Origin of the sequence: Lamprobacter modestohalophilus, from assembly GCF_016583905.1 — a bacterium.
In the GTDB taxonomy this organism is placed as follows: Bacteria; Pseudomonadota; Gammaproteobacteria; order Chromatiales; family Chromatiaceae; genus Lamprobacter; species Lamprobacter modestohalophilus.
The window spans coordinates 1-24,307 of sequence record NZ_NRRY01000054.1 but is presented as its reverse complement, the minus strand read 5'-3'; the positions used below and the strand labels follow the sequence as shown (position 1 = coordinate 24,307).

At 62.7% G+C, this 24,307-nt stretch carries 32 protein-coding genes; 25 read left to right on the top strand and 7 right to left on the bottom strand.

Translation table 11 applies throughout. The features are described 5' to 3' along the window. Positions 1 to 322 precede the first annotated feature (322 nt). Both CKO42_RS21675 and CKO42_RS21670 read left to right on the top strand, forming a co-directional pair. Positions 323 to 796: an NfeD family protein gene (locus CKO42_RS21675; protein ID WP_200248829.1), complete on the top strand. Its 474-nt coding sequence runs from the start codon at positions 323 to 325 to the stop codon at positions 794 to 796. A 101-nt stretch (positions 797 to 897) separates the two neighbouring features. Then, positions 898 to 1,308 (top strand): PH domain-containing protein, encoded by a 411-nt coding sequence (locus CKO42_RS21670; RefSeq protein ID WP_200248826.1) that lies wholly within the window; start codon positions 898 to 900, stop codon positions 1,306 to 1,308. A 42-nt stretch (positions 1,309 to 1,350) separates the two neighbouring features. Here the strand turns inward: CKO42_RS21670 and CKO42_RS21665 are convergent, their stop codons facing one another. Continuing rightward, positions 1,351 to 1,563, bottom strand: coding sequence for a hypothetical protein (locus CKO42_RS21665; protein WP_200248824.1), 213 nt, complete (start codon positions 1,561 to 1,563; stop codon positions 1,351 to 1,353). A gap of 167 nt (positions 1,564 to 1,730) precedes the next feature. On the opposite strand from CKO42_RS21665, the gene CKO42_RS21660 reads away from it, so the two are divergent. Next, positions 1,731 to 2,687, top strand: a complete 957-nt coding sequence (locus CKO42_RS21660; RefSeq protein WP_200248822.1) for a hypothetical protein — start codon at positions 1,731 to 1,733, stop codon at positions 2,685 to 2,687. 86 nt (positions 2,688 to 2,773) lie between these two features. After that, the gene (locus CKO42_RS21655) at positions 2,774 to 3,136 is read left to right on the top strand and encodes a hypothetical protein (protein WP_200248819.1); all 363 of its coding nucleotides are present in this window, start codon (positions 2,774 to 2,776) and stop codon (positions 3,134 to 3,136) included. Positions 3,137 to 3,256: 120 nt separating this feature from the next. Here CKO42_RS21655 and CKO42_RS21650 read toward each other — a convergent pair whose 3' ends face one another. Beyond that, positions 3,257 to 3,862 (bottom strand): hypothetical protein, encoded by a 606-nt coding sequence (locus CKO42_RS21650; RefSeq protein ID WP_200248817.1) that lies wholly within the window; start codon positions 3,860 to 3,862, stop codon positions 3,257 to 3,259. 506 nt (positions 3,863 to 4,368) lie between these two features. On the opposite strand from CKO42_RS21650, the gene CKO42_RS21645 reads away from it, so the two are divergent. From CKO42_RS21645 to CKO42_RS21610, 8 genes are all read left to right on the top strand, one after another. Further along, positions 4,369 to 5,211, top strand: coding sequence for a gamma-glutamylcyclotransferase family protein (locus CKO42_RS21645; protein ID WP_200248814.1), 843 nt, complete (start codon positions 4,369 to 4,371; stop codon positions 5,209 to 5,211). Between the two features lie 444 nt (positions 5,212 to 5,655). Then, positions 5,656 to 5,949 (top strand): XRE family transcriptional regulator, encoded by a 294-nt coding sequence (locus tag CKO42_RS21640; RefSeq protein ID WP_322829052.1) that lies wholly within the window; start codon positions 5,656 to 5,658, stop codon positions 5,947 to 5,949. Beyond that, entirely contained in the window at positions 5,946 to 7,229 is a 1,284-nt protein-coding gene (locus tag CKO42_RS21635) for a type II toxin-antitoxin system HipA family toxin (RefSeq protein WP_200248812.1), read from the top strand. The genes CKO42_RS21640 and CKO42_RS21635 overlap by 4 nt, the downstream gene beginning before the upstream one ends. Positions 7,230 to 7,383: 154 nt before the next feature. After that, positions 7,384 to 11,049: an ATP-binding protein gene (locus CKO42_RS21630; RefSeq protein WP_200248809.1), complete on the top strand. Its 3,666-nt coding sequence runs from the start codon at positions 7,384 to 7,386 to the stop codon at positions 11,047 to 11,049. Further along, on the top strand, positions 11,042 to 11,674 hold the full coding sequence (locus CKO42_RS21625; protein WP_200248806.1) for a condensin complex protein MksE: 633 nt from the start codon (positions 11,042 to 11,044) through the stop codon (positions 11,672 to 11,674). The genes CKO42_RS21630 and CKO42_RS21625 overlap by 8 nt, the downstream gene beginning before the upstream one ends. Next, positions 11,671 to 12,909 carry a hypothetical protein gene (locus CKO42_RS21620; RefSeq protein WP_200248804.1) on the top strand — a complete coding sequence of 413 codons (1,239 nt, stop codon included), beginning with the start codon at positions 11,671 to 11,673 and terminating at the stop codon, positions 12,907 to 12,909. The genes CKO42_RS21625 and CKO42_RS21620 overlap by 4 nt, the downstream gene beginning before the upstream one ends. 9 nt (positions 12,910 to 12,918) lie before the next feature. Beyond that, entirely contained in the window at positions 12,919 to 13,767 is an 849-nt protein-coding gene (locus CKO42_RS21615) for a DUF7281 domain-containing protein (protein ID WP_200248802.1), read from the top strand. Continuing rightward, positions 13,764 to 14,186, top strand: a complete 423-nt coding sequence (locus tag CKO42_RS21610; protein ID WP_420844339.1) for a HigA family addiction module antitoxin — start codon at positions 13,764 to 13,766, stop codon at positions 14,184 to 14,186. Before CKO42_RS21615 ends, CKO42_RS21610 begins: the two co-directional genes overlap by 4 nt. Positions 14,187 to 14,335: 149 nt before the next feature. Here CKO42_RS21610 and CKO42_RS21605 read toward each other — a convergent pair whose 3' ends face one another. Beyond that, positions 14,336 to 14,623, bottom strand: a complete 288-nt coding sequence (locus tag CKO42_RS21605; protein WP_200248800.1) for a helix-turn-helix domain-containing protein — start codon at positions 14,621 to 14,623, stop codon at positions 14,336 to 14,338. Between the two features lie 260 nt (positions 14,624 to 14,883). Between CKO42_RS21605 and CKO42_RS21600 the strand changes: the two genes are divergently transcribed. The 3 genes from CKO42_RS21600 (at position 14,884) to CKO42_RS21590 (ending at position 16,002) form a co-directional block, all read left to right on the top strand. After that, on the top strand, positions 14,884 to 15,276 hold the full coding sequence (locus CKO42_RS21600; protein ID WP_200248798.1) for a hypothetical protein: 393 nt from the start codon (positions 14,884 to 14,886) through the stop codon (positions 15,274 to 15,276). A gap of 100 nt (positions 15,277 to 15,376) precedes the next feature. After that, entirely contained in the window at positions 15,377 to 15,610 is a 234-nt protein-coding gene (locus tag CKO42_RS21595; RefSeq protein WP_200248796.1) for a DUF433 domain-containing protein, read from the top strand. Then, on the top strand, positions 15,607 to 16,002 hold the full coding sequence (locus CKO42_RS21590) for a DUF5615 family PIN-like protein (protein ID WP_338034977.1): 396 nt from the start codon (positions 15,607 to 15,609) through the stop codon (positions 16,000 to 16,002). Before CKO42_RS21595 ends, CKO42_RS21590 begins: the two co-directional genes overlap by 4 nt. Before the next feature lie 242 nt (positions 16,003 to 16,244). On the opposite strand, the gene CKO42_RS21585 is transcribed toward CKO42_RS21590, so the two are convergent. The 3 genes from CKO42_RS21585 to CKO42_RS21575 form a co-directional block, all read right to left on the bottom strand. Next, the gene (locus CKO42_RS21585) at positions 16,245 to 16,493 is read right to left on the bottom strand and encodes a BrnA antitoxin family protein (protein WP_200248790.1); all 249 of its coding nucleotides are present in this window, start codon (positions 16,491 to 16,493) and stop codon (positions 16,245 to 16,247) included. 73 nt (positions 16,494 to 16,566) lie between these two features. Beyond that, positions 16,567 to 16,776 carry a BrnT family toxin gene (locus tag CKO42_RS21580; protein WP_200248788.1) on the bottom strand — a complete coding sequence of 70 codons (210 nt, stop codon included), beginning with the start codon at positions 16,774 to 16,776 and terminating at the stop codon, positions 16,567 to 16,569. A 233-nt stretch (positions 16,777 to 17,009) separates the two neighbouring features. Continuing rightward, positions 17,010 to 17,276 (bottom strand): hypothetical protein, encoded by a 267-nt coding sequence (locus tag CKO42_RS21575; RefSeq protein ID WP_200248786.1) that lies wholly within the window; start codon positions 17,274 to 17,276, stop codon positions 17,010 to 17,012. A gap of 222 nt (positions 17,277 to 17,498) precedes the next feature. Between CKO42_RS21575 and CKO42_RS21570 the strand changes: the two genes are divergently transcribed. From CKO42_RS21570 to CKO42_RS21525, 10 genes are all read left to right on the top strand, one after another. Continuing rightward, positions 17,499 to 17,732, top strand: coding sequence for a hypothetical protein (locus CKO42_RS21570; RefSeq protein WP_200248783.1), 234 nt, complete (start codon positions 17,499 to 17,501; stop codon positions 17,730 to 17,732). An 89-nt stretch (positions 17,733 to 17,821) separates the two neighbouring features. Continuing rightward, entirely contained in the window at positions 17,822 to 18,076 is a 255-nt protein-coding gene (locus CKO42_RS21565; protein WP_200248781.1) for a hypothetical protein, read from the top strand. Positions 18,077 to 18,626: 550 nt separating this feature from the next. Further along, positions 18,627 to 18,866: a hypothetical protein gene (locus CKO42_RS21560; protein ID WP_200248776.1), complete on the top strand. Its 240-nt coding sequence runs from the start codon at positions 18,627 to 18,629 to the stop codon at positions 18,864 to 18,866. 5 nt (positions 18,867 to 18,871) lie between these two features. Further along, positions 18,872 to 18,958 (top strand): hypothetical protein, encoded by an 87-nt coding sequence (locus CKO42_RS28615; RefSeq protein WP_420844340.1) that lies wholly within the window; start codon positions 18,872 to 18,874, stop codon positions 18,956 to 18,958. 91 nt (positions 18,959 to 19,049) lie between these two features. Then, positions 19,050 to 19,514 carry a DUF302 domain-containing protein gene (locus CKO42_RS21550; RefSeq protein WP_200248772.1) on the top strand — a complete coding sequence of 155 codons (465 nt, stop codon included), beginning with the start codon at positions 19,050 to 19,052 and terminating at the stop codon, positions 19,512 to 19,514. A 104-nt stretch (positions 19,515 to 19,618) separates the two neighbouring features. Then, the gene (locus CKO42_RS21545) at positions 19,619 to 19,861 is read left to right on the top strand and encodes a carboxymuconolactone decarboxylase family protein (protein WP_200248769.1); all 243 of its coding nucleotides are present in this window, start codon (positions 19,619 to 19,621) and stop codon (positions 19,859 to 19,861) included. After that, positions 19,861 to 20,076 carry a hypothetical protein gene (locus CKO42_RS21540; RefSeq protein ID WP_200248767.1) on the top strand — a complete coding sequence of 72 codons (216 nt, stop codon included), beginning with the start codon at positions 19,861 to 19,863 and terminating at the stop codon, positions 20,074 to 20,076. The genes CKO42_RS21545 and CKO42_RS21540 overlap by 1 nt, the downstream gene beginning before the upstream one ends. Then, positions 20,073 to 20,276 carry a multinuclear nonheme iron-dependent oxidase gene (locus tag CKO42_RS21535; RefSeq protein ID WP_338034976.1) on the top strand — a complete coding sequence of 68 codons (204 nt, stop codon included), beginning with the start codon at positions 20,073 to 20,075 and terminating at the stop codon, positions 20,274 to 20,276. Before CKO42_RS21540 ends, CKO42_RS21535 begins: the two co-directional genes overlap by 4 nt. 166 nt (positions 20,277 to 20,442) lie before the next feature. Then, positions 20,443 to 21,093 (top strand): HvfX family Cu-binding RiPP maturation protein, encoded by a 651-nt coding sequence (locus tag CKO42_RS21530; RefSeq protein WP_200248765.1) that lies wholly within the window; start codon positions 20,443 to 20,445, stop codon positions 21,091 to 21,093. 35 nt (positions 21,094 to 21,128) lie between these two features. Then, entirely contained in the window at positions 21,129 to 22,097 is a 969-nt protein-coding gene (locus tag CKO42_RS21525; protein ID WP_207148796.1) for a DUF3179 domain-containing protein, read from the top strand. A 78-nt stretch (positions 22,098 to 22,175) separates the two neighbouring features. Here the strand turns inward: CKO42_RS21525 and CKO42_RS21520 are convergent, their stop codons facing one another. Further along, entirely contained in the window at positions 22,176 to 24,086 is a 1,911-nt protein-coding gene (locus tag CKO42_RS21520; protein ID WP_200248763.1) for a serine hydrolase domain-containing protein, read from the bottom strand. Positions 24,087 to 24,307 lie beyond the last annotated feature (221 nt).

The following is a 24,307-nucleotide window of genomic DNA, read 5'->3' as shown; positions in this document are numbered from 1 at the left end:
TGGGGCGTAAACGCCTCACACAGAACATCAAACGGATTCTAAACGTTGAGTTTTCTAGCCGCCTGTTTGGTGTCACCGCTACAGTTTACCCCGTGCATACGATGAAATCTGTCGTGTCGTTCTCAAACTGCCTTTGGTTCACCACAAAGCCACACCTTGATGGTAATACTATCGAGTCTGTTAGGTGAGCAACTGCGCACCTAACGCGATGCCCCGTCATTCTACCGATCGAGGCCACCGGGATCACCGGCACCGTGGCCGGCGTGGCCGAGTTGCTCAAAGGCCAACCCGCAACGCCGCCAAGCAAGGGCTGACCTCGTTCATGGAGGCCCTATTCGCGACATCGGGTTATTGGGGCCTGGCGGGCGCGCTGTTCATCGCCCTGGAGCTGCTGTTGCCGGGGCTGTACTCGATCTGGATCGGTGTTGGCGCGTTGGTCGTCAGCCTGGTGTTGATGATGTTTCCGGCGTTGTCGACCACGGCACAACTGCAGGTGTTCGCCAGCGCCATGATGAGTACCCTTGGCCTGGGTTTTCTGATCCAGCGCAGGGGTGGCCGTCGTGTGCAGACGCGGCCGATCAACCAAGAGTTGCAGGGGCTGATCGACCAAACCCTGTTGGTGGCCTCAGCGTTCGATGCCGGCCGGGTGCGGGTCGCGGATACCACCTATGCCGCATTCTGCGAGCAGCCGCTGGGCTGCGGCGAGCAGGTGATCGTGCGCGGGATCGAGGGTGGGCGGTTGCGGGTTGCGCCGAAGGGGGACGACAAGTCATCTCGCGGCGTTGAGAGGCATTGACATGCGGTCTGCGACGTCCAGCTTTAGTGGATACGACATCTTCTGACGTGCAACACCGGTAAGCTCAGCGTCATACCCGTGAATGACGAGGAGAGCACATCTTGGAACAACCCCTGTACGAAGAGCACCCGGTCATGTTTGCGGCGCATCCGCTGCTGTTCTTGATCAGTCTCGCGCTAATTCCGGTGTATGGCCTTGGTCTTCTCATCTTATTGAGTTGGTGGCTGCAGTGTCTGGGGACCACGGTGACCGTGACCACTCAGCGGACCGTCGTTCGCAAAGGCATCCTCGCCAAGTACACCAACGAGGTCTACCACGAGCACGTTCGGAATATCCGGGTCGGTCAATCGATTCTGCAGCGTCTATTTGGCGTCGGCCTGGTCGAGATTGCCAGCGCCGGCTCAGCAGACCATGAGATCGCGGTCGCCGATTTGCCCCGTGCGAATGAGATCAAGGCGATCGTGGATCGCTATCGGACCTCCGGTGCTGTGGGGGCGCTTGGCTTTCGCTGAAGCGCAATTGTCCGCAGGGCTGCAGTGGCATCATCGTGCTCGTCAAACCTCATCCACAGCGAGCAGCTTCATCCGCTCGATGATGCCTCCAGCGCTGAGATCCGCGCGGGCTTGAAGGCGATCATTGACGAACTGGCGCCCCTGCTGCCCGCACAGGCCGCAGGTACGGCGTGCCAGCTGCGCCTTGAGCAGGGCCAATTGAGCGGCCTGCGCCTGCAGCGGGGAAACAACGATGATCCGACGGATGCTGGGCACCGCCGTCGAGCGCGGCCTGCAGGTGATTCTCCTCACCTGCGATCCGAGGCCCTATGACGGGTTGGCAGATCACCGGGTCGACCTGGCCGCTAGCTGAGACGGATGCGGTGATGCGCCGCTGCGCCGAACGCTCGGAACCACTGAACCACCAATGAGAGGGCAAGCGAATGCCAGAGCCGAGGGAAGTCATATTACCTGAACGCCGAGACACCGCGAACAAGGCCCAAACCCTTCGCTTTCTCGAACAACTGAGCGGGCGCACCGTCTTCTACGCAGAGCGCCGGTTGCTTGGGATGGCGACGGTCGCCTCCGTCAAGCACGACGGCCTTTACGTCTCGATCGGCCTGAGCATCGACCCTTGGCCCGGCTCGCCGGAGATGGCCGACAAGTCGTTTTCGATCGGCGGTCCGCTGTCGTCCTATACGCTGTACAGCCACATCCTGGCGTTCTCGGCGGGCTATGGCATCAGCGCGAGCCTGGTCTTCGATCCGGACGCCATCGCCTTGGCCCAGGAACGCCGCAACCAAGGTGCTAGCTCGTTCGACATCCTGCGCTTGGTGCGCGACAACTTTGCGCCGCTGTTGGAGGACGAACTGCCCTTCGCACCGCCGGGTGGCGACCTGCTGACAGACATCCCCACAGACGGTCCTCAGTGCCTGGTCAACGCCTCGGGGCAGCGGTTGTTTGTGCATCCGCGCGGGCTGCCAGGGCTTGAGGATCGGAGTTGGGAGACCGAGTACCCGCTGCAAATCATCATTGCGCTTTGCCAGCACTTCGAGCCGCAGGTGCCGGAACTGATGCCGCAGCTCTTGGCTCGGGATCATGCGTTTGTGGCGCAGCATCCGGACAGCCTGGCGACGATCGCGCTCAGTGCCGATGAGCTCTTCGCCCATCGACCCGCGCTGGCCATGTTCTATCACCAGGAGTACGGGCCTTACAGCCTGAACGCGGGCCTCTCCAACGAGGCGGCGCTGCGCCTGCTGGCGTGGATTGGTGAGGCCTGTGGCTTCAGCCTGAAGTGGTTAGGCGGTGACGATCAGACCACGCCCGGCCAAGCGGCCTTCAACAGTGCCTGGCAGCTTGAGGAGGAGGGGCCGTTCGAGGTGAGGGTTTCGCAGCGGTAAGAGGGCTCGCGGCGGCCATGCTATTGACAGACGTTCTCACATTGGTATATAAAGCATGCTCAAACAGCAACCGATGGAGATCGCCCTTGCAGCAGCTTGATCGTATCGTTGAACTGTATCTTTTGTTGCCCGCCTATCCGCGCAAATCGACCGTCACCGACCTGCACCAACGGCTGCTCAGTCGTGGTCCGGATTTCACAGTGTGCCGGCGCACCGTCGAGCGTGATCTTGCCTTCATGATGGGGAGCCGACACCTCGCCGTTGAGACCGATGAGGCCAAGCCTGCAGGCTGGTATCGTGATCCGCAGCGTTCAATGTTCATCAAGCAGTTGTTCGTCAACACGCCTCAGGCGATTAAGGTCAGCCAGCGCACCTTGGCTGATGCCGGTTGCCTGCCCACCGCCGCTCGGCGGACGCCCGCGACCGCAGAGCATGCCTCTTTGCGTTAGCCGCGCGGCTTGCCCTTGGGTGCCTGGCCCAAGGGCATCTGACTCCGTCTCTGAAACACAAGGACGTCTCAACCTGGGCCTCAATGCCGCGCCAGCCTTGCTCAGCCGTGTCGAGACAGGCTAATCCAGGAACGGATCGAGTCGCTCGTTGAGGTTGAAGCGCGCCTGATCGAACCATTGCGTGACCAATCCTCGCTGCACCGCAGCCCGGGCGACCTGAGATGCCTGGGGGAGTCGTTCCAGCACCGATCTGAGGGCATCGTTCACCTCTGCTTCGGTCTTGCACAACGCCCACATCAGATCCTTCCAGAGCTCGACCGCACGATCAGCGACGGAAGCATCCGATTGTTCAGAGAGGTTTACCAACAAGATCGTACCGGGATCAAGCGAGCCGTCGGGGCCTAACCCGATGAGATACTGTTGAACCTCCCAGGGATAGTCATCCGGATCATCGCCATGGATGAGCATGGAGCCGACAAAGGCACGCCGGGCCCGACTCGAGAAGGGGATCAGCAGCGCCATTTCGAACCAGAGCTGAACCCAGGCATCGGCGAGCTCAGGATTGTCCTCTTGCTCGACCCAGGCTTGAAAGACCTCCTGGTGGCGCTGCTTTTTGATGCGCTGGCGTTTGATCAGCCGATAACCAAACCAGAGTAAGACGGGCGGCATGATCAGTAGGAACGTGATGATGTAAGCAGCGAAACGGTCGAGGTCGAACCAGGTCATGCGGGAACTCCTATAGATCGGTTGGCATGCTGAGCAGGACCAGCGCCGCCCATGGGAACATCGATCCCCGGGCTTCGGCTTTAGCGCGCAGGCTGTGTGAGGCCTCGCGTTGACGGCGCGGAGCGCGTGTCTTTCTGCGCGAGCACCGGTGCAAAGCTACAGACTGTCAACGACGGTTTTTGTCGTATCGTGATTGGCCGTGCCCTCGTCAGGGGTGTGTTCTCTGGATTGGAGGCATCGGCGTGCAGTGACCGCGCCTCTGTGGTCCGGGCGCCCGTTTCAGATCGCGGCAGGTGGCAGATCAGGATCAGCGTCCAGGGTTGGGATACGTCAGGTACTGTCGTATCGATCGGCGATACTTGTGAGCATCCGGCGAACAGCGAGCCGCGGGCAACGTGTCCGTCGCCCGCAAGCGCACAACATCGATCCCGTTGACGCCGACCCTAGGGTCGCAGCGAACGTTGCGGATCGGTTTGACCCCGAATGACGGTGATGGAGGGCCTGTGATGGTGATCTTTGTCTACGGAACCTTGCTGCGTGGCTTACTGCGCGCACACAGCCTGGTCACGGCGGACTTTCTCGGTCTGGCCCGCGTGCAGGGCACCTTGTACAACCTCGGCGCCTATCCCGGCCTGTCTGAACACGGCCAGGGGTCGGTCATCGGTGAGTTGTATCGGGTCGATACGCCGACCTTGGCGCAACTCGATCGCATCGAAGGGTTTCGCTCGAGCGATCCCGAGGGCTCGCTCTATCAGCGGCGAGCGATGGCTGCCTGCATGATCTCCAGCGGCGAGACCCTGACGGTGGAGACCTATGTCTATCACCAGGATCTGCCTGGTGTCGCCAGGATTACGCACGGCGACTATCGTCGTCATCTGCTCGAGGCCCAACACGAGAGCGAGCCGCGCTGGCTGCTGGCCTATGGCTCCAACATGACGACCACCCGACTGGCCGAGCGGGTGGGTTGGCCGCACGCGGCGAGGGCCGGCTACATCCCTCACGCCAAGCTGGTCTTCAACAAGCGCGCGAGCAAAGGCGGCGTCTATGCCAATCTGGCGCTGGGAGATCGCACTGATGCTTGTCCAGCGGTGGCCTACCGGCTCACCCCGGATCAGATCGAGGACCTGGATCGCTATGAGGGCGTGCCTTCACATTATCTGCGCACTGCCATCCCGTTTCAGTGTCGTGATACCGACGAGACGCTGCTCGCCCAGGTCTACCTCGCCGACCCGGCGCAGTTGGTCGAGCCGGCTCTGCCTGTGGATGCCTATCTGCGCCATCTGCGCCATGGCTATGCCGAGCATGGCTTCGACAGCAGCGCGTTACCTCCGAACGGGTGCCTGGGGTGATCACGCCCCCGCAGCGATCGAGGGACAGCGATAGCCCGCCCGGCTTGACACGCATGATGCAGAATCGGAGGCCCTGTTTTGTCAGCCTTTCGAGGCTGTTCACGGTTGGTAGGACGCCTTTGCCGGCAATTTGCCTTGAACGCATTGCGCGTTTGCCGCTGTCAGAAGCCCCTCCAGAAACGACGCCAGCGCCTACTGACACTGCGGCCACGAGCGCAGGAAGCCCTTTTGACATCCTCCCCGCCCTAAAGACGGGGCTTTTCGCGCAGTTTTGGTAATGACTCGGAGGCTGGCATTCCAGGCGCGGCATGGGTATTGCCGTCATTTTCGGATTGTCGGCGACATGACGGAAGTATGGATCGCTCAGAGCCAGTGGACGGAGGTTCGATTATTAGATACTATGATGTCCTAAAATACGTTATTTAAACCAATAAAGATATTTTAGTGTCCAATATCGATATGGGACAGCTCTCCTTACACTCGGCCGTTGATGTGCAGCAAGCGTTATCCGCTTGGATCAAGGGGCGACGCAAAACCTTGAAGCTGTCGCGCAACGCGCTGGCGATGCGCAGTACCGTACCGGCGCCGACCATCAAGAAATTCGAGACGACCGGACAGATCTCGCTGCGTCAATTTTTGCTCTTATGGCAATGCGTCGACGATCTCAGTCGCTTGCAGCGCCTGACTGATCCGGCGCCCAAGGCACCCACCAGCCTCGAAGAGGTGTTAGGGCAATGAACGGCGAGCGCGTCAACCGTTTAGACGTTTGGCGCACCCTCACCGATGGCAGCCGCCACCACGTCGGCGGACTGGCGCAGGGGCGTCAGGGGGTCTTCTTCCAGTACGCCCGTGAGTACCTGGCGCAATTTACGAATCTCTCGCCCTTTTCCCTGCGCTTCGATGAGACGCTGCAGGCGGCCCCGAAGACGCCGCATGCAGGGCTGCAGGGTGTGTTCGCTGATTCGTTACCGGACGGCTGGGGATGGTTGCTGATGGATCGGGTGTTCCGCCAGTCCGGGATTCCCCCGGCCCAGGTCACCGCACTGGATCGCCTGGCCTTTGTGGCCGATCGTGGTCTGGGGGCCTTGTCTTACGAACCGCCCTCATCGCTGCAACCGGCTGCCACGGACGGTCGGATCAGCCTTGGCGAACTCGGCTGTCAGGCACAGGCCCTGTTCGAGGGGCAGACCACGGAGGTACTCGCCGAGTTGGTCAGGGTGGGGAGTTCAGGTGGTGCCAGACCCAAGGCGCAGCTGTATCTGTCGGATGCCGACAGCGACCGCTGCAGCACGACACCCGGCCCTGGACGTAGCGCCTATCTGGTGAAATTCACCTCCAGCACCCTGCCGCTTGGCCATGAAGAGGGGCTCTGCGAAGCGGCGTATCTGACCATGGCACAGCAGGCCGGTATCGACGTGGCTCATTGGCGACTGCTGGACGCGCCGGTCCGCTCGGGAGCGACGCACTGGCTGGCATTGGAGCGCTTCGACACCCACTCGGAGCACGGACGGTTGCATCTGCACAGCGCCTGCGGCTTGCTCGACGCGGACTTTCGCCTGCCCAGTCTGGATTACGAGGACCTGATCAAGGCCAGCAGCTTACTCTGCCAAAGTCCGGCCGTCGGCCAAGCGCAGTTCCGCCGGGCCGTTTTCAACCTCTTTGCGCTGAACCAGGATGATCACAGCAAGAACTGGGCGTTTCTTCAAGACGATCAGGGAGCATGGCGTCCAAGCCCCTTCTATGATGCTACCTTCAGCCCGGGCCCCTATGGCGAGCACGCCACGGCCTTTGCGGGTTTTGGCAAGGCACCGCCACGAAAAGCGATGCAACATCTGGCGGCTCAGGCCAATTTCGCTCACTGGAAACAGGCGCGCGCGGTCATCGCCGATGTGGTCGACAGCATCGCCTCCTTTGCCAGCATCGCCACCCGGCTGGGCGTTCGCGAGGACACGATTCGGCTCATCCAACGCCAGCTTGACGAAGCACGTCGGGTGAATCAGGCCTTGTTAGACGGCTGACCAGCATCGGCTAAGCGGATGGAGATGCTTCAAAGGGCCGGTCAGGCGCCGTGGAGCAAAAAACAATCAAAAGAAATCCCGAAGCGCCGTCACAAAGTCGTATTCATCGCTCAGGTATCTGTTCCTCCCATCGACTGCCTGTCCTGGAACCGCAATGGACTTCGAGCTTCTTCAACTGATCTTGATCGATTCCTATAGCCCTGGGCGGGTTGTCGAGTTCCCGTTGCAGGGTGGCGCTGTCTTGACCGGCCGGAACGGACGCGGCAAGACCACGCTGCTGCAGCTGATACCGATCTTCTACGGCGAGCAGCCAACGCGGATCGTCGGTACCGAAACCAACCGGTTGGATTTCAACGGCTACTACCTGCCACGCGTCACCTCCTACATCATCTTCGAGTACCGTCGCCGTGACGTCACCTGCATGGTAGTGCTGCATGCCAGCCAACAGGGCGGTGAGCGGCGCTATCGCTTCGTGCGCTCGCCGTACCGGCCCGAGCTGTTCCTGCGACCGGACGGCGTCAATATCGTCCAGGTGCCCGAGCTGCAACGACACTTGAAGGTGCAAGGCGTGAGTCATAGCAACGTGATCGCGAGCGTCAGCGACTACCGCGCCATCATCCAAGGCCACCTCGGCAGTGGACGGGCCTGGCAGGAGAAGCGAGCGCTGGTGGCCGACTACGCCTTCGTCGGCAGCGGCCATCATCTGACCCACATCGAGAAGATCGTCAGCGGCATGTTCCTGCGCCGCTCCGATTTCCACGATCTCCAGCGCATGGTCGTCTCCTGTATCTCGGAGGCCAACGCCGAGATCGCCCTGAGCACCGAACGGCGCAAGATTGCCGATTGGCCAACGCATTACGCCGCCTACACGCAGGCCATGGAGCAGGGCGCGACGATGGCGCACATCCTCGAGCGCGAGGCCCAGTTGTGCGCAGGGGAGGCGGAACTGAGTCGCATCCATGCCCGTATCCAGCGTCTGCTCGACCACTTGCAGGAGACCGACGCCAGCAACCGCCGAGAACGGACGCAGCAGACAGCGCGCATCGAGCACGAGGAACGCGCTCATCGGCAGGCTGCCGAGGAGATCCGCATCCGTCTCGAGACCATAGAGCGACAGGCCAAAGAGGACGAAGCTCAGGTCGCCGCGCTCGATGTTCAGCAGGCGGACTGGCTGCAGCGGGACCTTCCGAAAAAGGCCGACCGCCTTGCGCATGAGCCCGAACTGCGTGAGCGACTCGGGCAATTGCGCCAACGCCACGAAGCCTTGCTCGGCGCCCAGGAGACGATCTCCCTCAAGTACGAACGCCTGCTCAACGCGCTCGATCGCCGTCATAACACGGCAGATATCGCTGCCAATCAGGCTCGAATGGAGCGTTACACGGCCTTCGAGCACCGCTTAGCCGACATCGATGCCACATCGCGCGCGGAAACCGAGCGCTTGCGCAGCGAGCACGGCCAGGCCCGGCGCGCATTGGAAGCCCGTCTGGGGGATACACGCGAACGCAAGGGCGCATACAGCAACAGCGTCCACAACCCGCAGCCGGATGCCGATGTGGTCGCGATCCATGACGCCAAGCGCCGGGTCGTCGAAACGCTCGATGGCGAGCGGCAAGCAGCCGAAGAGACGGTCCGCCAACACCAACACGCACTCGCCGACGCCAAAGCCACACATCACGACCTGGAGGCCCAGCTGCAGGATCTCCGCGTGCAGCAGGAACAGCTGGAGCGGCGCCGCGAGACCTTGCTGCTGCAGCAGACCCCTGGCGAGGACAGCCTGCTCCATTTCCTGCGCGCCAACCATCCCAACTGGGTCTTCGACGTCGCCAAGGTGGTGCGCGAAGACTTGCTCATCCGCACCGACCTAACGCCGGTCCTGATCGACACCAATCCGACGCTGTACGGCGTGCGGGTCGATCTCGACCATATCGATGCCCACCTCGCCGCCGACGAGGACGCGCTGCGCCGTGAGATCGCAGACCTGGATCACCAGCGAAGCACGCTCGACGGCGAGCATAAGCAGATCGAACGCCGTCTCAAGGACTGCAACAGGCAACGCAAACAGGCCGAGGAGGCCGTGCGCATGGCCAACGCCGAGCTCCGCCGCATCGAGACCCGGCTGTCCTCGGCGCAGGAGGAGCGCAAAGACGCGCACTATCGGGTCGAGCAGAGCCGCAAAGCGGCGGGCGAACGACTCCGCGCCGAGCTCGAAGCGCTCAAACGCGCGGAGCAGACCCTCCGGGCAGAGATCCAAGCGCTGGACGAGCAGTACCGTCACGTCATCGAGCATCAGGAGGCGCAGCAGGCGCAGGCTCGAGGCGCCTTGGAGCACGAACGCCAGGCCGCGCTGGAAGCTCATGATCAGGAACAATCCCAACGCCAGGTACGGCAGCGCGAGGAACGCATCCACATCAAAGAGGAGCGTGATCAGGCCCTCGGGAAGGCCGGCGTCGACACCGCCACGCTGAATCGATTGGAGCAGGAGCGCACGGACACCGAGCGAGCGCTCGAACAGATCGATCAGTCGCGCAACGAAGTCAGCCAATGGCGACTGTGGCAGCAGAATGATTGGCCGCGGCGGGAGGCGCATCAGCAAGCGGCCGGAACGGCACGCGAGCAGGCGGCGGGCGCGCGCTCAGCTCTGAGCGACGAGCACACCCGCTGGCAGCGCCGCAACAACGAACTGCAGGCCGGCCTCGATCGCCTGGATGCCGCGCATGCCCGTCTGGAGCGGGACATCGAGGTTGTGCGCAAGCGCCTGGATGACTGTCGCGCGTTCCCACCCGATGACGCCATCCTGACAGGCCCCTTCGATGCGGGCTGGACACTGGATGCCCTCACCAACCAGGCCAACAGGCACCAGACCCAAACCAAGGCCCTTCGGCAGGAGATCGAGCGGCTCATGGACCAGGTCAAACGCGCCTTCAGCCGCTATCGCCAGACACCGCCGGATCAGTTCTTCGAAAGCAACCGAGCTGAGCTGGGCCCCGAGGCCCCAGCGCGCGCCTGGATTGCGGTCTTCAAGGACTGGTTCGATCAGAAGCATGACGAGTACCGCCGTCTGCTCGCCGCCGAGGCCAACCAGATCGCCGGTGCCATCGTCGGTTTTCATCGCGACATGGAAGCCTTCCACCGCAAGGTGCGCCAGTTCAATCGCGAGCTGCAGCAGAGTCTGGATGATAATCTTGACTTCGAGAGCGTCTCGCGCGTCACCATCGAGGTGAAATCGGCCATTCGGGACCTGGACTACTGGGAGCCGATTGCCGCCATGGCTGAGGACCACCGTGTCTGGCTGCGCCTCGAAGGCCAAAATCTTCCGCCACCCGCGTTCGCCGACACGCTGCGCACGCTACTCGAGCATTGGGAGGTCAGCGAGGGGATTCGCGCGGCCCTGCCGAGCCTGGTCCGGATTCAGGGCGAGGTGGTCGAGAATGCGCAGGTGCGGACCTTCCGCAAGGCGGCCGACCTGGAGCGGATCTCCTCGCACGGGCTGTCGTATCTGATCCTGTGCGTGATCTTCATCGCCTTCATCAACCGGATTCGCCGCCAGGCCTCGGTCGAGGTGGTGTGGGCGCTCGATGAGCTGAAGGATCTGGACCTAGGCAATATCGAGGCGCTACTGCGCATCCTGCGCCGCAACAATATCACCCTGGTGTCGGCCTTCCCTGACCCGGACGCCGAGGTGCTGGCCCTGTTTCGGCGCCGCTTCAGCGTGGAGGAGGGGCGCCGGCTCCTGGAGACCCGACTCCCGGAGCTGGACGAGGAGGGACCAGCCTCAGCGGACGCCAACCGCGTCGCGAGCCTGGAGGCACGGCATGTTTGAACAGACCGTCACGTTGCTCCTGTCCGGTGAGTTCATCTGCGATGTGCGCTATCCAGAGGCTTGGCGCTTCCTGGAGGACGAGGCTCAGCGTCAGGATGTGGAGGCCTTCGTTGGCCGCCTTGGCCGGCGGCTGGCCCGCACCCGGCAGGGCGGAGCCTCGTTCGTCGCCTACCGCGAGATCGGAACCGACGAGCGACGCGCCATGCGTGAGGTGTTCGCCGCGATCAAGCACGATCTGCGCCTGCTGGTGGGCTTTTTCGTGCACGTCATGCAGGCCTTGCGACAGGATCATTTCCTGGCGCCGGGCAGCCTCATCGAAACACACCGGCTCATGGCGGCCATCGATGAGAACCCGAATCTGCGCAACGATCTTCAAGCCTTGGCCCGGTTGGGCAGGGGACCGGTAGGAGATGGCACCTTGCGGGGCACCCTGGATCGCTTGCTGAAGCGACTGCGCGATGACGGCTATCTGGTCCACGCCAACCCGGAGCGTGAGATCTACGCGGTCACCGGCAAGATCGAATACCTGCAGGAGGTCGTGGACTTCCTGATGGAATACCAATCGATCCCGGACGAGATCGAGGAGGAGAGCGACAGCGAGCCCCACCAGGAGCAATTGCTGTGAGTCGCAGCAGCGATCTGGTGATCAGCTATCTGGAGGTGTTGCACCGCCATCGCGCCCTCATCGCGGTCGCCTATCATCAGGGGTCGATCGATGCCGGTGGTGAGGCGGCCACTCCCAGCGCGATTCAGGATCTGCGCCGCCACCGGGCATTGGTGCCGCTGGCCCACGACCGTTTCCGGCTGGCGGCCTCACTGGCCCGTCACGTCGACGAGGTGTTGCAGAAGGAGCAGCTCTATGCCGCCGTCGGTGGCAATATCGCCGATCTGGCCGCGCGCCTGCCGCTGCTCATCGATGAGGTGGTCAAGGCTCATCTGGAAGGCCGCACAGAGGACCTGGACGGTTATGTGGACACCTTCAATAACGCCGTCTTCGACCTGGCCGATCACATCGAGCAGGCGCTCGAATACTTACGCATGATGGCCGATACGCGCTTTGCCAGTGTGCGCACGCTGGCTGAGAAGCAGCGCCAGAACGACTGGTACATCAAGCGCGCCGAGCGCATCAGTGAGGCGATCCGGTCCTTGCAAGGTGGCGGGTTGCTGGACCGGATCGAGGACGAGCCGGCGGCCGCGCCCGTCGCGGCCACCTTCCGCAGCCAGCTCTGGGAGCGCCTTCCACAGTGGAGCCAGTCGCTGCTGGACATCATCGAGATCTTGAAGGCCTTCCTCTTCCGCTTGCGCCAGGTGGAGCCGGCCGGGCGCCGTCTGCGTGCCTTCAATCTGTTTCTCAAGCGTCACCCGGACTACTTGGCGCCTGATATCGAGGAATTGCCCGAGCCGCCGGACTGGGCGAACCGCGCCGCGGCACTGGTCTTCGCAGCCCATTCGGATCTGCGTGACAGCATGGCCCATGAGACGTTGATCGAGATCGCCGCCAAGCTGCCGCCCAGCCTGGCCATCGTCCAACGCACGCCAAAGGTTGGCACGCTCGAGGCCGACGCCAGCCCAGAACCGCCATCGCGGCTGATCGAGCCACGGCCTCACCAACGCGCCCTGCGTCAGCTTCTGCGTGACCTGCCTGCCGATGGCGAGCCCCTGTCCGCACTGGATTGGAAACGTGCTCGATCCGACTACAGTGATCTGCAAGACACGATTTGGCTGCACTGCGTGATCCACGAGGCCACCCTGGCACGCCATCGCAATGAACGCATCCGGTTCGAGCGTGTGGAATGGACGTCCTCGCATCCGCTCTCTGGGAACATTGGAGTACGCGACGTGCTGGTCAGGCGGGTCTGAGCCGCGTTCATGACGACGCTCTCCAAACAAACAGCGCGTGCACTGCTGCGCGTCGTGCAGTCGAGCGACGAGGGGTTCACCGCGAGCAAGACCCTTCGCCAGTTCAGTGCCGATTACGGTATCGGTCGCAACAAAGGAGTGCGGCTGTTGTTCGATGCCGAGGACAAGGCGCATGTCCGTGAGCTCTTGTGCGCTGAAGGCATCGACCCGGCAACGGCGCCGGCAGCCTGGGACCCACTCACCCGTGCACAAGCGCTGGAACTGGGTCCTAATGAGAAGTTCGCGTTCAGGCCGGTCAAGCGCGACCGGGTTGCCATCAAGGCCCTCGCGCAGCGGCCCCTGCGCATGGCAGGCGAGAGGCTGCGACTTCCGCCTGCCTGTCACCTGGACATCGATGGACCCATGGGCGCCAGGCTGCTGGAGCACGAGACGGCCCTGTTGGTGGAGAATTGGGAATGCTTCAACCGCATCGATGCGATCGATCTGGATCTGTCCCCGGCCGGAGACGATCCGATTGTCATCTGGCGCGGAGATGGCTCCGACACCCGCGCCGGCCAGGCACTGGCGCTGCTGCACGCGCTGGACATCCCGGTCTGGGCCTTCGTCGACTACGATCCCGCCGGCCTGTTGATCGCCGAGAGACTGCCCCGACTCGCCGGCATCATCACCCCCGAGCCCTTGCGGCTGGAGGAAGACCTCGGCCGCGGACTCACCGATCGCTATCAAGCGCAACTGCCCATGGCCGCTGCTGTCCTCGATGGCAGCCATCAGGAGCCGGTGTGTAGGCTCTGGGCCATTGTGCGCCGTCATGGGCGAGCGTTACCACAGGAGCGCTATGTCCGGTTGCCAACCACTTGAGTGCGGCGCGCTTTGCAGAAGCGGCGACCGCTGAGTTGGAAACCACGTCCCCAGTGGTGCATGAGCCCAACGATGAATCCTGGCATCCTGCAGCCAGTGTGTTCAGTCCACCCATCCCGAAGAGGAGCTACGCCGCATTGAAGAATCCTCCACATCCTGGCGAGGTGATCCGTACGCTATGCTTGGAGCCGCTCGGCCTGACGGTGACGGACGCTGCCCGAGGACTCGGCGTTGCCGAAGAGATCCTTGCCGGGCTTATTGACGGGCACGACAGGATCTCCCCGGAGATGGCGATCCGCCTATCCAAGGGATTCGGAGGAAGCGCGGAGAGTTGGCTGCGGCAACAGATGCAGTACGATCTCGCTCAGATCGCAGACCAGGCTGACGAGATCGACGTCAAACGATTGGGGTCAGCGTGATGAGCCAGCAGGACGAGACAAGCACAGACTGGCGCGCGCTGCAGAGGATGCGCGATGAGGACATCCGCGCCGGCATCGAGGATGATCCCGATGCACAAGCCACAGATGCTGCCTTCTGGCAGGGCGCCAAGCGTGTGACTCCCCGGCCCCTATCGGGGATGTCCCAAACCGGTGGCAGTCTTAAGACCGAGCTTGATCAGGAAGCCGATTAGCTGTTGCTGGTTGAAGCGATGAAACCGGCCGCACATCAGGTCTGAAACCTGCGCCGGCTCGATACCGAGCAGCTTGGCGGTTTCCGTTTGGGCCTCACCCTGCTTCCCAAGCGCCATCACGACCTGGCTGCCAATGACGGCCCGAGTGTAGAGTGTCTCGGCATCTTTCAGGCCAAGATCGGCAAACACATTGCCGCTGCTGATCCTGTGCTCAATTGTGCTCATGCTTTCCGGTCTTTTTGGGCTCACGGACGATTCGCTCCACGCTCGATAACACAAACATAGACACAACAACACGGCCTCAAGCGGCAGTGTCCTGGAAGATCGTTGACCGATCTAGCCTCGCTGCCGCGAAACCGTAACCAAAACAGGCCCAGCGCGCTCAGCGACGCACACTTCTCAACAGGGTTATCCACAGCGGTCGTGGACAACGTGGATGCTGTCTGCAAACATCCAGCGCTGCGCGAACCACCGAGCATTGGCTGATGACCACCCTCACACTCGAGCTGTCAGACACCCTCGTGAATCGCGCTGGCGGAGCGGCCAGGACCCTGCACCGTCCGCTTGAAGACGTCCTCGCCGCCATGCTGGACGGTGTGCTCCCGGCGCTGGACGATGTTCCTGACGACATGCAGGCGGAGCTGGTGGAGATGACCTGGTGGGACGATGCCACACTGATGAAGGCCGCAGACGCGCTGTTAAGCGAGGCAGAACAACAGCGTCTGGCACAATTCAGCGTCAAAGCGCCGTTGTCGGATGCCGAGCACGCAGAACTCGATGCCTTGCGGGCCGAGTACGGCAAGATCACGCTGCGCAAAGCACGAGCGATGGCGCTGCTCAGTATCCGCAGTGGTCAACGGCTGCTGGCGGACACCTGAACTGCAAGGCAGACACTCGGTCAACGACCCAAAACACGTGCCCATCGAGACGCGCATGGCCGCAAATCGCTCAGGCGCAACCTCGATGTGAGGAGACACCATGAACGTCCCATTTGACCGCATTACCATCGATCCTGCGCAGATGAATGGCCAGCCTTGTATCCGCGGCATGCGCTTGACCGTGCGCCGCGTCCTTGAGGCGGCCGCACTGTATCCGGACCGGGCTGAGCTCAAACGCGAATACCCGGAGCTTGAGGACGACGATATCCGCCAGGCGCTCGAATTCGCCGCCTCCCACCTCGATGATCAGATCATCCAGCTGGGTGCCGCGTGATTAGAGTGCTCTTGGACCAGGGCCTGCCGAGAAGCACGGTGCAACACCTCTCGGATCAAGGCATTGATGCCTGCCACGTCGCCGACATCGGCTACAGCCGCGCCACTGACGAGACGATCACGGACCTAGCGCTCGAACGGGGACGTGTCATCGTCACCCTCGACTCGGACTTCCATCGACTCCTGGCCATCAGCGGCGCCAACGGCCCCTCGGTGATTCGCATTCGCCGTGAGGGCTTGCGCGGACCCGAGGTTGCCACCTTGATCGTCCGGATCTTGGAGCAGATCGGAGATCAGATCGAGGTCGGCGCTATGGTCACGGTCACTGAACAGCAAGTTCGGATGCACCGCTTGCCTTTGCGCCCAGTGGCATCCAAGCCATCCCGCCGTTGACCACGAGCGCGATGTCCAAAGTATCCACTTCGCGCGCGTTAGGCCATAGCGACGGCCGTGGCGGCTCTGTGTCTCAATAGTCCCGACATTTGCCGGCGCGCCGGAGAAGGCGTTAAAAGTTATGTAAAGTCGAGTTGGCTTAGAACTCAATCTAAGCAACGGTTGTTACTTTACATAACAAAGATTATGCGCACAAGGCGCCATTTGGATAGTGGTGCGTATCCTGGAATGACGGGTTGTGCTCAGAGATTGGCGGCCGTGAATTCCTCGCGCAACACGCGGCGCAGCGTGCTCTTAAAGTCGGCGCCGCTCTGGCGCTCCATGTGCTCGCGCAAGGCCTCGTTGATGAGGGTCTGGTCGTTTCCACCGCCGCTGACCCGTGCGCGGAACCACTCGATGATGTCCGGATCAAGCCGGATGGTGATTCGCTCCTTGTTGCTCTTAACGATGGCGCCGCGCTGGCTGTTGGTGAAATCGTACTCGTCTCGCATGGGTTCAACCTTGCTCGTAGTGCCGACGCTCGGCAGGCGTTTCCGGGCGGGCGGAGATGATGCGGATGGTCTGCTAGTCGGGCTGCGCGTAAACCACCAGCAGGACGCGCCCGAAGGCGTCCATACCGGTGATCAGGAAGCGCTGCTCCGCGCGGTGGTCAGGGTCTGGCATCGAGCAGGACAGCTCGTCGTAGAAGACTTCTGTGGCATCCGCGAAGTCGGCCCCGTGCTTGCGCCGATTCGCCTGGCGCTTGGTTTCGTCCCACTCGAAGTCGGCGTCCATGCACCCGAGTGGATGTACAATTGCCCGACATGAACAGCGCTATGGCCATCAGGCAGTAGGAAAAAGAATCCGGCTTGAACATCCTGTCATCGCCCTGCCGCGCCGCCCAACTGACCCACCCCGGGGGTTGGAGCCGGACATCTCTACTTTGCGCAGCACTGGACATCTGTCACTTGCGCTGACACCGACGTTGCAATACTGGTGCAACGTTTCTCTAGGACCTCCCGATACCACTACAAGAGAAACTTGCGGACGGCCTCAACGACGCTGTTCCGCGACCGCACAAAGCCAAAGCATCGCTGATGCAAGCGCGAAGGTTGAACGGCATCAGCCTCGACAGGCTCTATCAGCAAGGCCTCAGACGCGCTCAACGTCATCACCACGGCGCTCCCATCAGGCAATTCCCAAGCGCGCAGCGTGGCAGTTTCATGCTTCACAACGGCCGTCTTGGTCAGCTCCAAGAGTGCATCAAGATCAATGGTCGACAGCTTCAGATTCATCGTCTTCGATCAGCCGCCTTTTTTGTTGCACAAGGAGGTGAACACTCAGGACGGATGATGGGCTGTGCGAGAGACCGAAGACAAGCCTCAATGCGGAGACTGCTCGCGCTGAGGCGTCTTGGACACCGTCAACAGAAACGGCACTCAAGGCTAGCAACGGGCTTGCGGGGCGACACCCTTGCGCCTAGGCTTGCTGAAGATTTCCACAAGTCGGCGCAGCCCATGGCCACCATGAACGTCAGCATTCCGGACGCGATCCGCGATGCTTGCAACCGCGCGTTTCTCGATCAGAACAAGCGTGCTGCAATCGCCTGCTTGATGCAGCAGACCATTGCCGAGGCCGAGCAGCAGCGTCGGTGCCAAGCGGCCTTCGAGCAGCTCTCAGCGGCCAGGCTCGGGCGGCCCGCGCTGACCGATGCGGCCGCCCGCGCGGTGCGTGAAGCGGGCCGGCCCTGATGGCTGCATCGGCCTCTATCAAGCAAGCAAGGTCAACCGGCTGAGCGATTCAATCGCTGCTGACGTCACATCCACAGGCGATCAATCACATGCAACGACTCGAGATCACCACCCGAATTGCCGCCGACGGCATCCTCCATCTGCCGGTGAACGCGTTTGCCGATCAGGAGGTCCACATCACGGTCACGCCGGCGCCCGTCCAAACAGCCTCAGCGAAAGCCCCATTGGTCGGAGCGAATGCCTTGCGCAAGGCCAAGGAAATCGGCTTTGTCGGAAGCTTCGAGGCCGAAGCCGATTTCTCGTCGCGCTATAGGGAGCATCTGGACTGGTCGGACAAAACGTGATCATTGCCGATACCGGCTTTTTGGGTGGCTTTGGGAAACCCCAAGGACGACGCTCACGCGCTCGCTGTCAGGATCTTTAGCAGCCTCGACGAGCCGTTGATCACGACCTGGCCGGTGATGACCGAAGTCTGCCACTTATTGTTGAAAAGACGCGGTATCGCGGCTCAGCTGCAGTTCATGGAGCTGTATCGGCAGGGTGTCTTCACCGTGCTCGACATCGACTCAAGCCAGGCTGAGCGCCTGGAAACCCTGATGCAGGGCCTACGCGGATCTCCCCATGGATCTCGCCGATGCGTCCCTTGTGCTGTTGGCCGAAACCTTGGGCCACGGACGTATTCTGAGTACAGACCGCCGCGATTTTCATGCCTACCGGTGGAAGAGTACCCGGCCATTTGAGAATCTCTTGCGATGAACGCATTGTGCGCGCGGCAAGCCCGACTCCGCCGAGCCTGCGGACCGCACATGTCTACTTTGCGTCGCGCCGGACATCTGTGACACATCCCAACGTTTAAAACCTGGTGCCGCTGCGCGCCAAGGCGTGTTGCGCGCGATGTTGGCGCAGATGCTCGTAGGCCCGTTGCATGTCACTGATGATGATGGCGATGTGCTGGAACCAGCGGTTGTTGCTGCACGAATCGGGCGGGATGGGACGGCCTTGCGGCACCAGGTATTCGATGAGCTCGATGCGCTCCTCGCCCAGACGCAGGCGCGCGCCGAACAGGCCGTTGAGGTGCTCGATGCCTTTCCCCGGAGCGGTTTTATGGCCGCCTTGATGGAAAAGGCCGCTTGAGCGGGATGCTCCGGGACATGCCGTTGCACATCGTCCTGGAGCCGAAGACGGCGCTGCTCGGCGCAGCCAGCCACGCCTTGGCAGCGCCATAGAGTTTCGCCGTTACCGCCAGAATATCCCAGAGTACTAGCGCGCCCTGCCAGCTCCCGCTGCTTCCTTCACCACCACCGGAGAACGCCCCTGATGAGAGCCACCCTGATGAAGCCCATGTGCCGTGCCTTCCTGTCCCTGCTGCTCCTACTGTTGCCCCTCGTGGCCCTGGCTGCTAATGACACTCTGACCCAGCGGATCAGCCCCTACTCGGTCGGCGAGACGCTCGACCGGCTGGAGGCCGTCCTGGGCGAAAAAGGCGTCACCGTCTTCGCTCGCATCGATCACAGCGCCGGCGCCAAGGACGCCGGGCTGACGCTGCGTCCCATGCAGCTGCTGATCTTCGGCAACCCCAAGGCCGGCACTCCGCTGATGCAGGCGGCGCCGACCATCGGCCTGGATCTGCCGCTGAAGGTGCTGGCCTGGGAGGATGACGCCGGGAAGGTGCACGTCGTCTGGAACAGCCCGTCCTATTTGATCGAGCGGCACGGACTGGATGCCGGTTACACCAAGAATCTGGCGGCCGTCGAGGGGCTGATCAGCGCGGCCTTGAAGTAGCTTGAGCCGACTGCGCGGTGTGGATGGCCGCGACACCGCGCGGTCGCGACGACGAGGACGGCCAATGCCCGTGATGCCGCATCAAACCCCGAGGACCGCTACGCATGCGACTGACCCGGCCTGACGACGACATCCACACGGGCCCCGAGCTCGCCCCCATCCTGGCCGACATCACGTCAGTCTTCGGACGCCTCCCCAATCTCTTCCACGCCTATGCCATCCACCCACCGCTGCTGCGGGCGAACTGGGCCAAGACCCGCGCGCTTATGGTGGAGGACGGCACGTTGCCGCGCCGTCTGAAAGAGGCGATCGCTTTGAGCGTGTCGCACGACAACGGCTGCGCCTAATGCGTGGCCGCCCACGGCGGCGCGCTGCAGTCGCTCGAACTCAGCTGCAGGCCCTGCAGGCGGCCCTGGATGGAGACGGCTTCGCGCCCGCCGAGCGCACCCTGATCCACTTCTCCCGCCAGGCCAACCGCGACCCCCTGCGCCTGCCGGAGGCCGACATGACCGAGGTCCGGGCCGCTGGCTGGAGCGGATTCGTGCTGAATACCCGATTGTGATACACGGCGTTTCGCTCTCGATCGGCTCGACCGACCCGCTAGACGCCGACTACCTGAACGATCTTGTGCGTCTGGCCGAGCGCGTGGAGCCAGCCTGGATCTCGGACCATCCCCCAGTCAGCGATCCGGTCTCGACCATGATCGAGCGCGACGACCGGATTCCGCCGCTCGCCGAGTTCGGGGTCGCGCGCCGCATCTGACGGCACGGAGGGCGGCATGAGCGCCGCCCGGCTGCGCGCCCTGCAGGACGGCGTTCAAGCCTATCTGCTGGGCAGCGGGGAGCCCTCCGCGAAAGATCAACCGCGCCGATCGGGTCTTGTTCGCTATCAGTGATCCGCTATCAGCAACCCGATCGGAGTGTTCCGCATGTTCATTAGCCTCATAACTCAGGCGCGCAGCCTACTCGATGCCACGCGCCGCGTCGATTTCATCGCCCCGCTGCTGTTACGGCTCTATCTGGCGCCGATCTTCTGGATGGCGGGGACCAAGAAGTTCGCCAGCTTCGATAGCACGGTGGCCTGGTTTGGTAATCCGGACTATGGCTTGGGTCTGCCCTTTCCGACGGTGATGGCGTTCCTGGCGGCTTCAACCGAGACCGTTGGCGCGGTCTTATTGGTGGTTGGCCTTGGCGTGCGGCTGATCTCGGTGCCGTTGATCGTGACCATGATCGTGGCCATGGTGACGGTGCACTGGCAGCACGGCTGGCTGGCGATCGCTGAGGGGAGTGGCTCGTTGTTCGCCAACGAGCGCACCATCGGCGCTGTCGAGCGTTTGGATCGCGCCAAGGACATCCTGCGCGAGCATGGCAACTACGAGTGGCTGACCGAGAACGGCAGCCTAGTGATCCTGAACAATGGCATCGAGTTTGCCGCGACCTACCTGATCATGCTAGTGGCGCTGTTCTTCATCGGCGCTGGGCGCTATCTGTCGGTGGATGATTGGATCGGGCGGTGGCTGGATCGGCGCAGCGCCCGGTCCGGTCAGACGGCGGCCAGATTCGCAACCGCGCACGCCTGATCCTATCCGACCCCGGCCAGCCAAGGAGCCATCGCATGACTCAACGCCTCTGCTCATGCTCAGCACGTCCGGCCCTCGTTGTGGTCGGTCTCGTCGCCCTCAGTGCCAATCTGCTGCTGGATGCGGCGCCGACAGCACCGCAGATCAATGGCTTTGCGGTGCACAATAGCCTGGTACCGGTCGCTGAGATCCATGCCGGCGGTCCGGATCGGGATGGCATCCCGGCGATCGATCAGCCGCGCTTCGTCGAGGCTGAGGCCGTGGATTTTCTTACGCGTGACGACGAGATCCTGGGGCTGGTCTATCAAGGAGAGGCCCGCGCCTATCCGATCAAGATCATGAATTGGCATGAGATCGTCAATGACCGCATCAAGGGCGAGCCGATTGCCATCACCTACTGCCCGCTGTGCGGATCGGGGATCGCCTTCAGCGCCGAGCAGGCGGGACGTGAACTCAGCTTCGGCGTCTCCGGGCTGCTCTACAACAGCGACCTGCTGCTCTACGATCGCCAGACCGAGAGCCTTTGGAGTCAGATCGCCAAGCAGGCCATCGCCGGTCCCTTGGCCGGGAGCAAGCTCACCGCCCTGCCCCTGACCCACACGACCTGGGGCGCCTGGCGCCGTGCCCATCCGCAGACCCAGGTGCTGTCGACCGAGACCGGCCATCGCCGCAACTATGATCGTGCCCCCTATGGCGGCTACAGCAGCCATGGCGAGCTTTACTTTCCTGTCAGCGCGCGCTCCAAGCGTTATCACCCGAAGGAGCGGGTGCTTGGGGTTGAGGTCAATGGACAGTTCAAGGCGTATCCGTTTGCGGAGCTGTCGCAGACCGATGGCCGCGTGTCTGATCAGCTCGGCGGTGAGTCGATTGAGGTGCGCTTCGATTGGGCACAGCCCAGTGCGCGTGCCTTCGATGCTGAGGGCAACCCACTCCCGGCTACGACCCTGTTCTGGTTCGCTTGGTATGCGTTTCACCCCGAGACTGAGGTGTATCAGGCGAACTGAGCATCGGTGAACGGTGCGAATGCCTGAGGTCGGCGCGCCTAGGCCCAGCAACGAGCGACGGATCAGTGGTGGAGGCGGCTAAAGCTCATGGCCCAGTGCCACTCCGGCAGATGACGCCTTTGGGTCATCGGAACCGCCAACAGGCTCAGCCAAATACCCCGACCAGCGCAGCCGAATCTGCCCCTCGTGCTCAACCATCTGCACCGAATCCCCCCGCGTGCGCCCAAGTCCGAGCATAATCGCGCGCATGTCGGTCACCGCCCGTAGCGGCACCTGAATCCGATCAGGCGAGAGCACCGGCATCCGATAGCTGAGGCAGAGCTTGCCATCGGTGAGCTTGAGATGGAGGTCGGTGACCGGAAAGCCGGGGTCTGGATTGAGGATGCGCCAGGAGCCGAGACGCTCACGCCAGGCGCGTGGAACCGGCTCCTGCGGCACCTTCTCGCCGATGATGCGCTCACCCTGCGGGGTGTCGGCGATCATCACCTCGCGGCCTTCGATGCGGCGCGTTTGCAGCCGCAGCTCGCGCAGTAGGCGCAGGTTTGCGCTGCCCAGGCTCGCGGGCTCGGGCTCGTCGCCGCGTTGATCCGATGTCGACGGCGCGGCGCCAATCCAGCCCTGCGGATAGGGCATCAGGTCGAGCTGCTCGCCGGTCATGCAGGCGCAGAGACTGTCCTGCTGTGGCTGGATCGCGATCAGACCAAGGTCGGTCGCGAAATGGCCTTCGGCCGGGAGCGTCTCTGTCGACTCCGTCGCGGCTGTCGGCGTTGGCAGCGTCTTCGCGGCCGCTACAAACAGGTCAGACGGAATCGGCTCAGGCTCAAGCTTCATGGCATTGCTGAGGATCGCCTCGGCCAGTGGCTTGACCACGCGCTCGGCGTGACCGGCATTGGCCAGGACCACCACGCCCAGGCCCTGCTCCGGTAACAGCACCCACTCGGCGGTATAGCCGAGGCTGTTGCCACTGTGGCGCACCACGCGGGTGGCTCCCGGGATGCTCTGCTCCTCAAGAAAGATGCCGAGCCCAACGCTCAGACCCAGATCCAGCGCAATGTCGGCATTCTGCGGCTCGATCATCGTCTCGATCAGGCTCGGCTCAATCACCTGCCTGCCTTCAAGCTCGCCGGCACAGAGCAGCGCGATGCTCAAGCGCGCCATGTCCGCGGCGCTGGTCTCCAAGCCCTGCGCCGGCAGATCGCGCAACGGCAGCGGCGCAAAGCGATCGCCGTTGCGGTGGCCCATGGCCAAGGCGTCATCGAACGTCGGCTTCGCGGCAAATCGGCTGTGCGATAAACCCAGCGGCTCGAACAGGGCCTGCTGGGCGTACTCGGCGAACGGCGTCTCCGTGGCGACCTGCACCAAATGACCGAGCAGGCTGTAGCCAAGGTTGGAGTAGTTGAAGATCAGGTTCGGCGGAAAGGCGGCATACTCATCGTGCAAGCGCTCGCGCACTTGGGTGAAGGGCTCCGTCGACCAGAGGCCCTTGTTCAGATCGGACGGTAGCCCGGCATGATGGCTCAGGAGCTGTCGGACGGTGATCGGCTGCGCGGTCTGGTCGAAACGGCTCTGGAGACGAAAGCCCGGTAGCGCTGAGCCGACCGGCTGGTCGATGTCGATGGCCCCTTGGGCCTGCTGGGCCAGGACCAGCAAGGCGGTGATCGGTTTTGCCAAGGAGCCGGCGCGGTAGCGGGTCTGAGCCTGGGCCGGGCGTTGCTGCTCGGGGTCGGCGAGGCCGAAGCCCTCGAGCCAGAGGATGCGGTCGTGGCGCACCAGTGCCAGACTCAGGCCGGGGATCGCGTACTTGGATTGCGCGGCCTGGATCAGGGGTGTCAGGGCCTCGCGCAGGGGGGCCATCTCCTCGACGATGAGGGCCTCCGTCTCGCCCTGGATTGGCGCAGGCGCAGGTGTGGGTTCAGACGGGGGCTCGGCCGCAGCCATTGCACTTAGGGCCAGGAGCAGTAACAGAGCGGGTCGTCCCGGTGGCGTCATGTCGCAGTTGCCTAAAGTGCAGCAGCAATGCCTGCAGTGTAGACAGCGAAGACCACCCAATACAAACACCCAACACAAAGAACAACGCCGAGCTCCATCCTGGACTCAGCGTTGCTTGCACCGGCCTCAGAGACCGGCCGGCTGATTCGAGACGTTGGTCTTAGAAGCTGAGATATGGGTTGCCTTCAGCTGACCCATAGATCTCGAGTGTCTGAACAGGT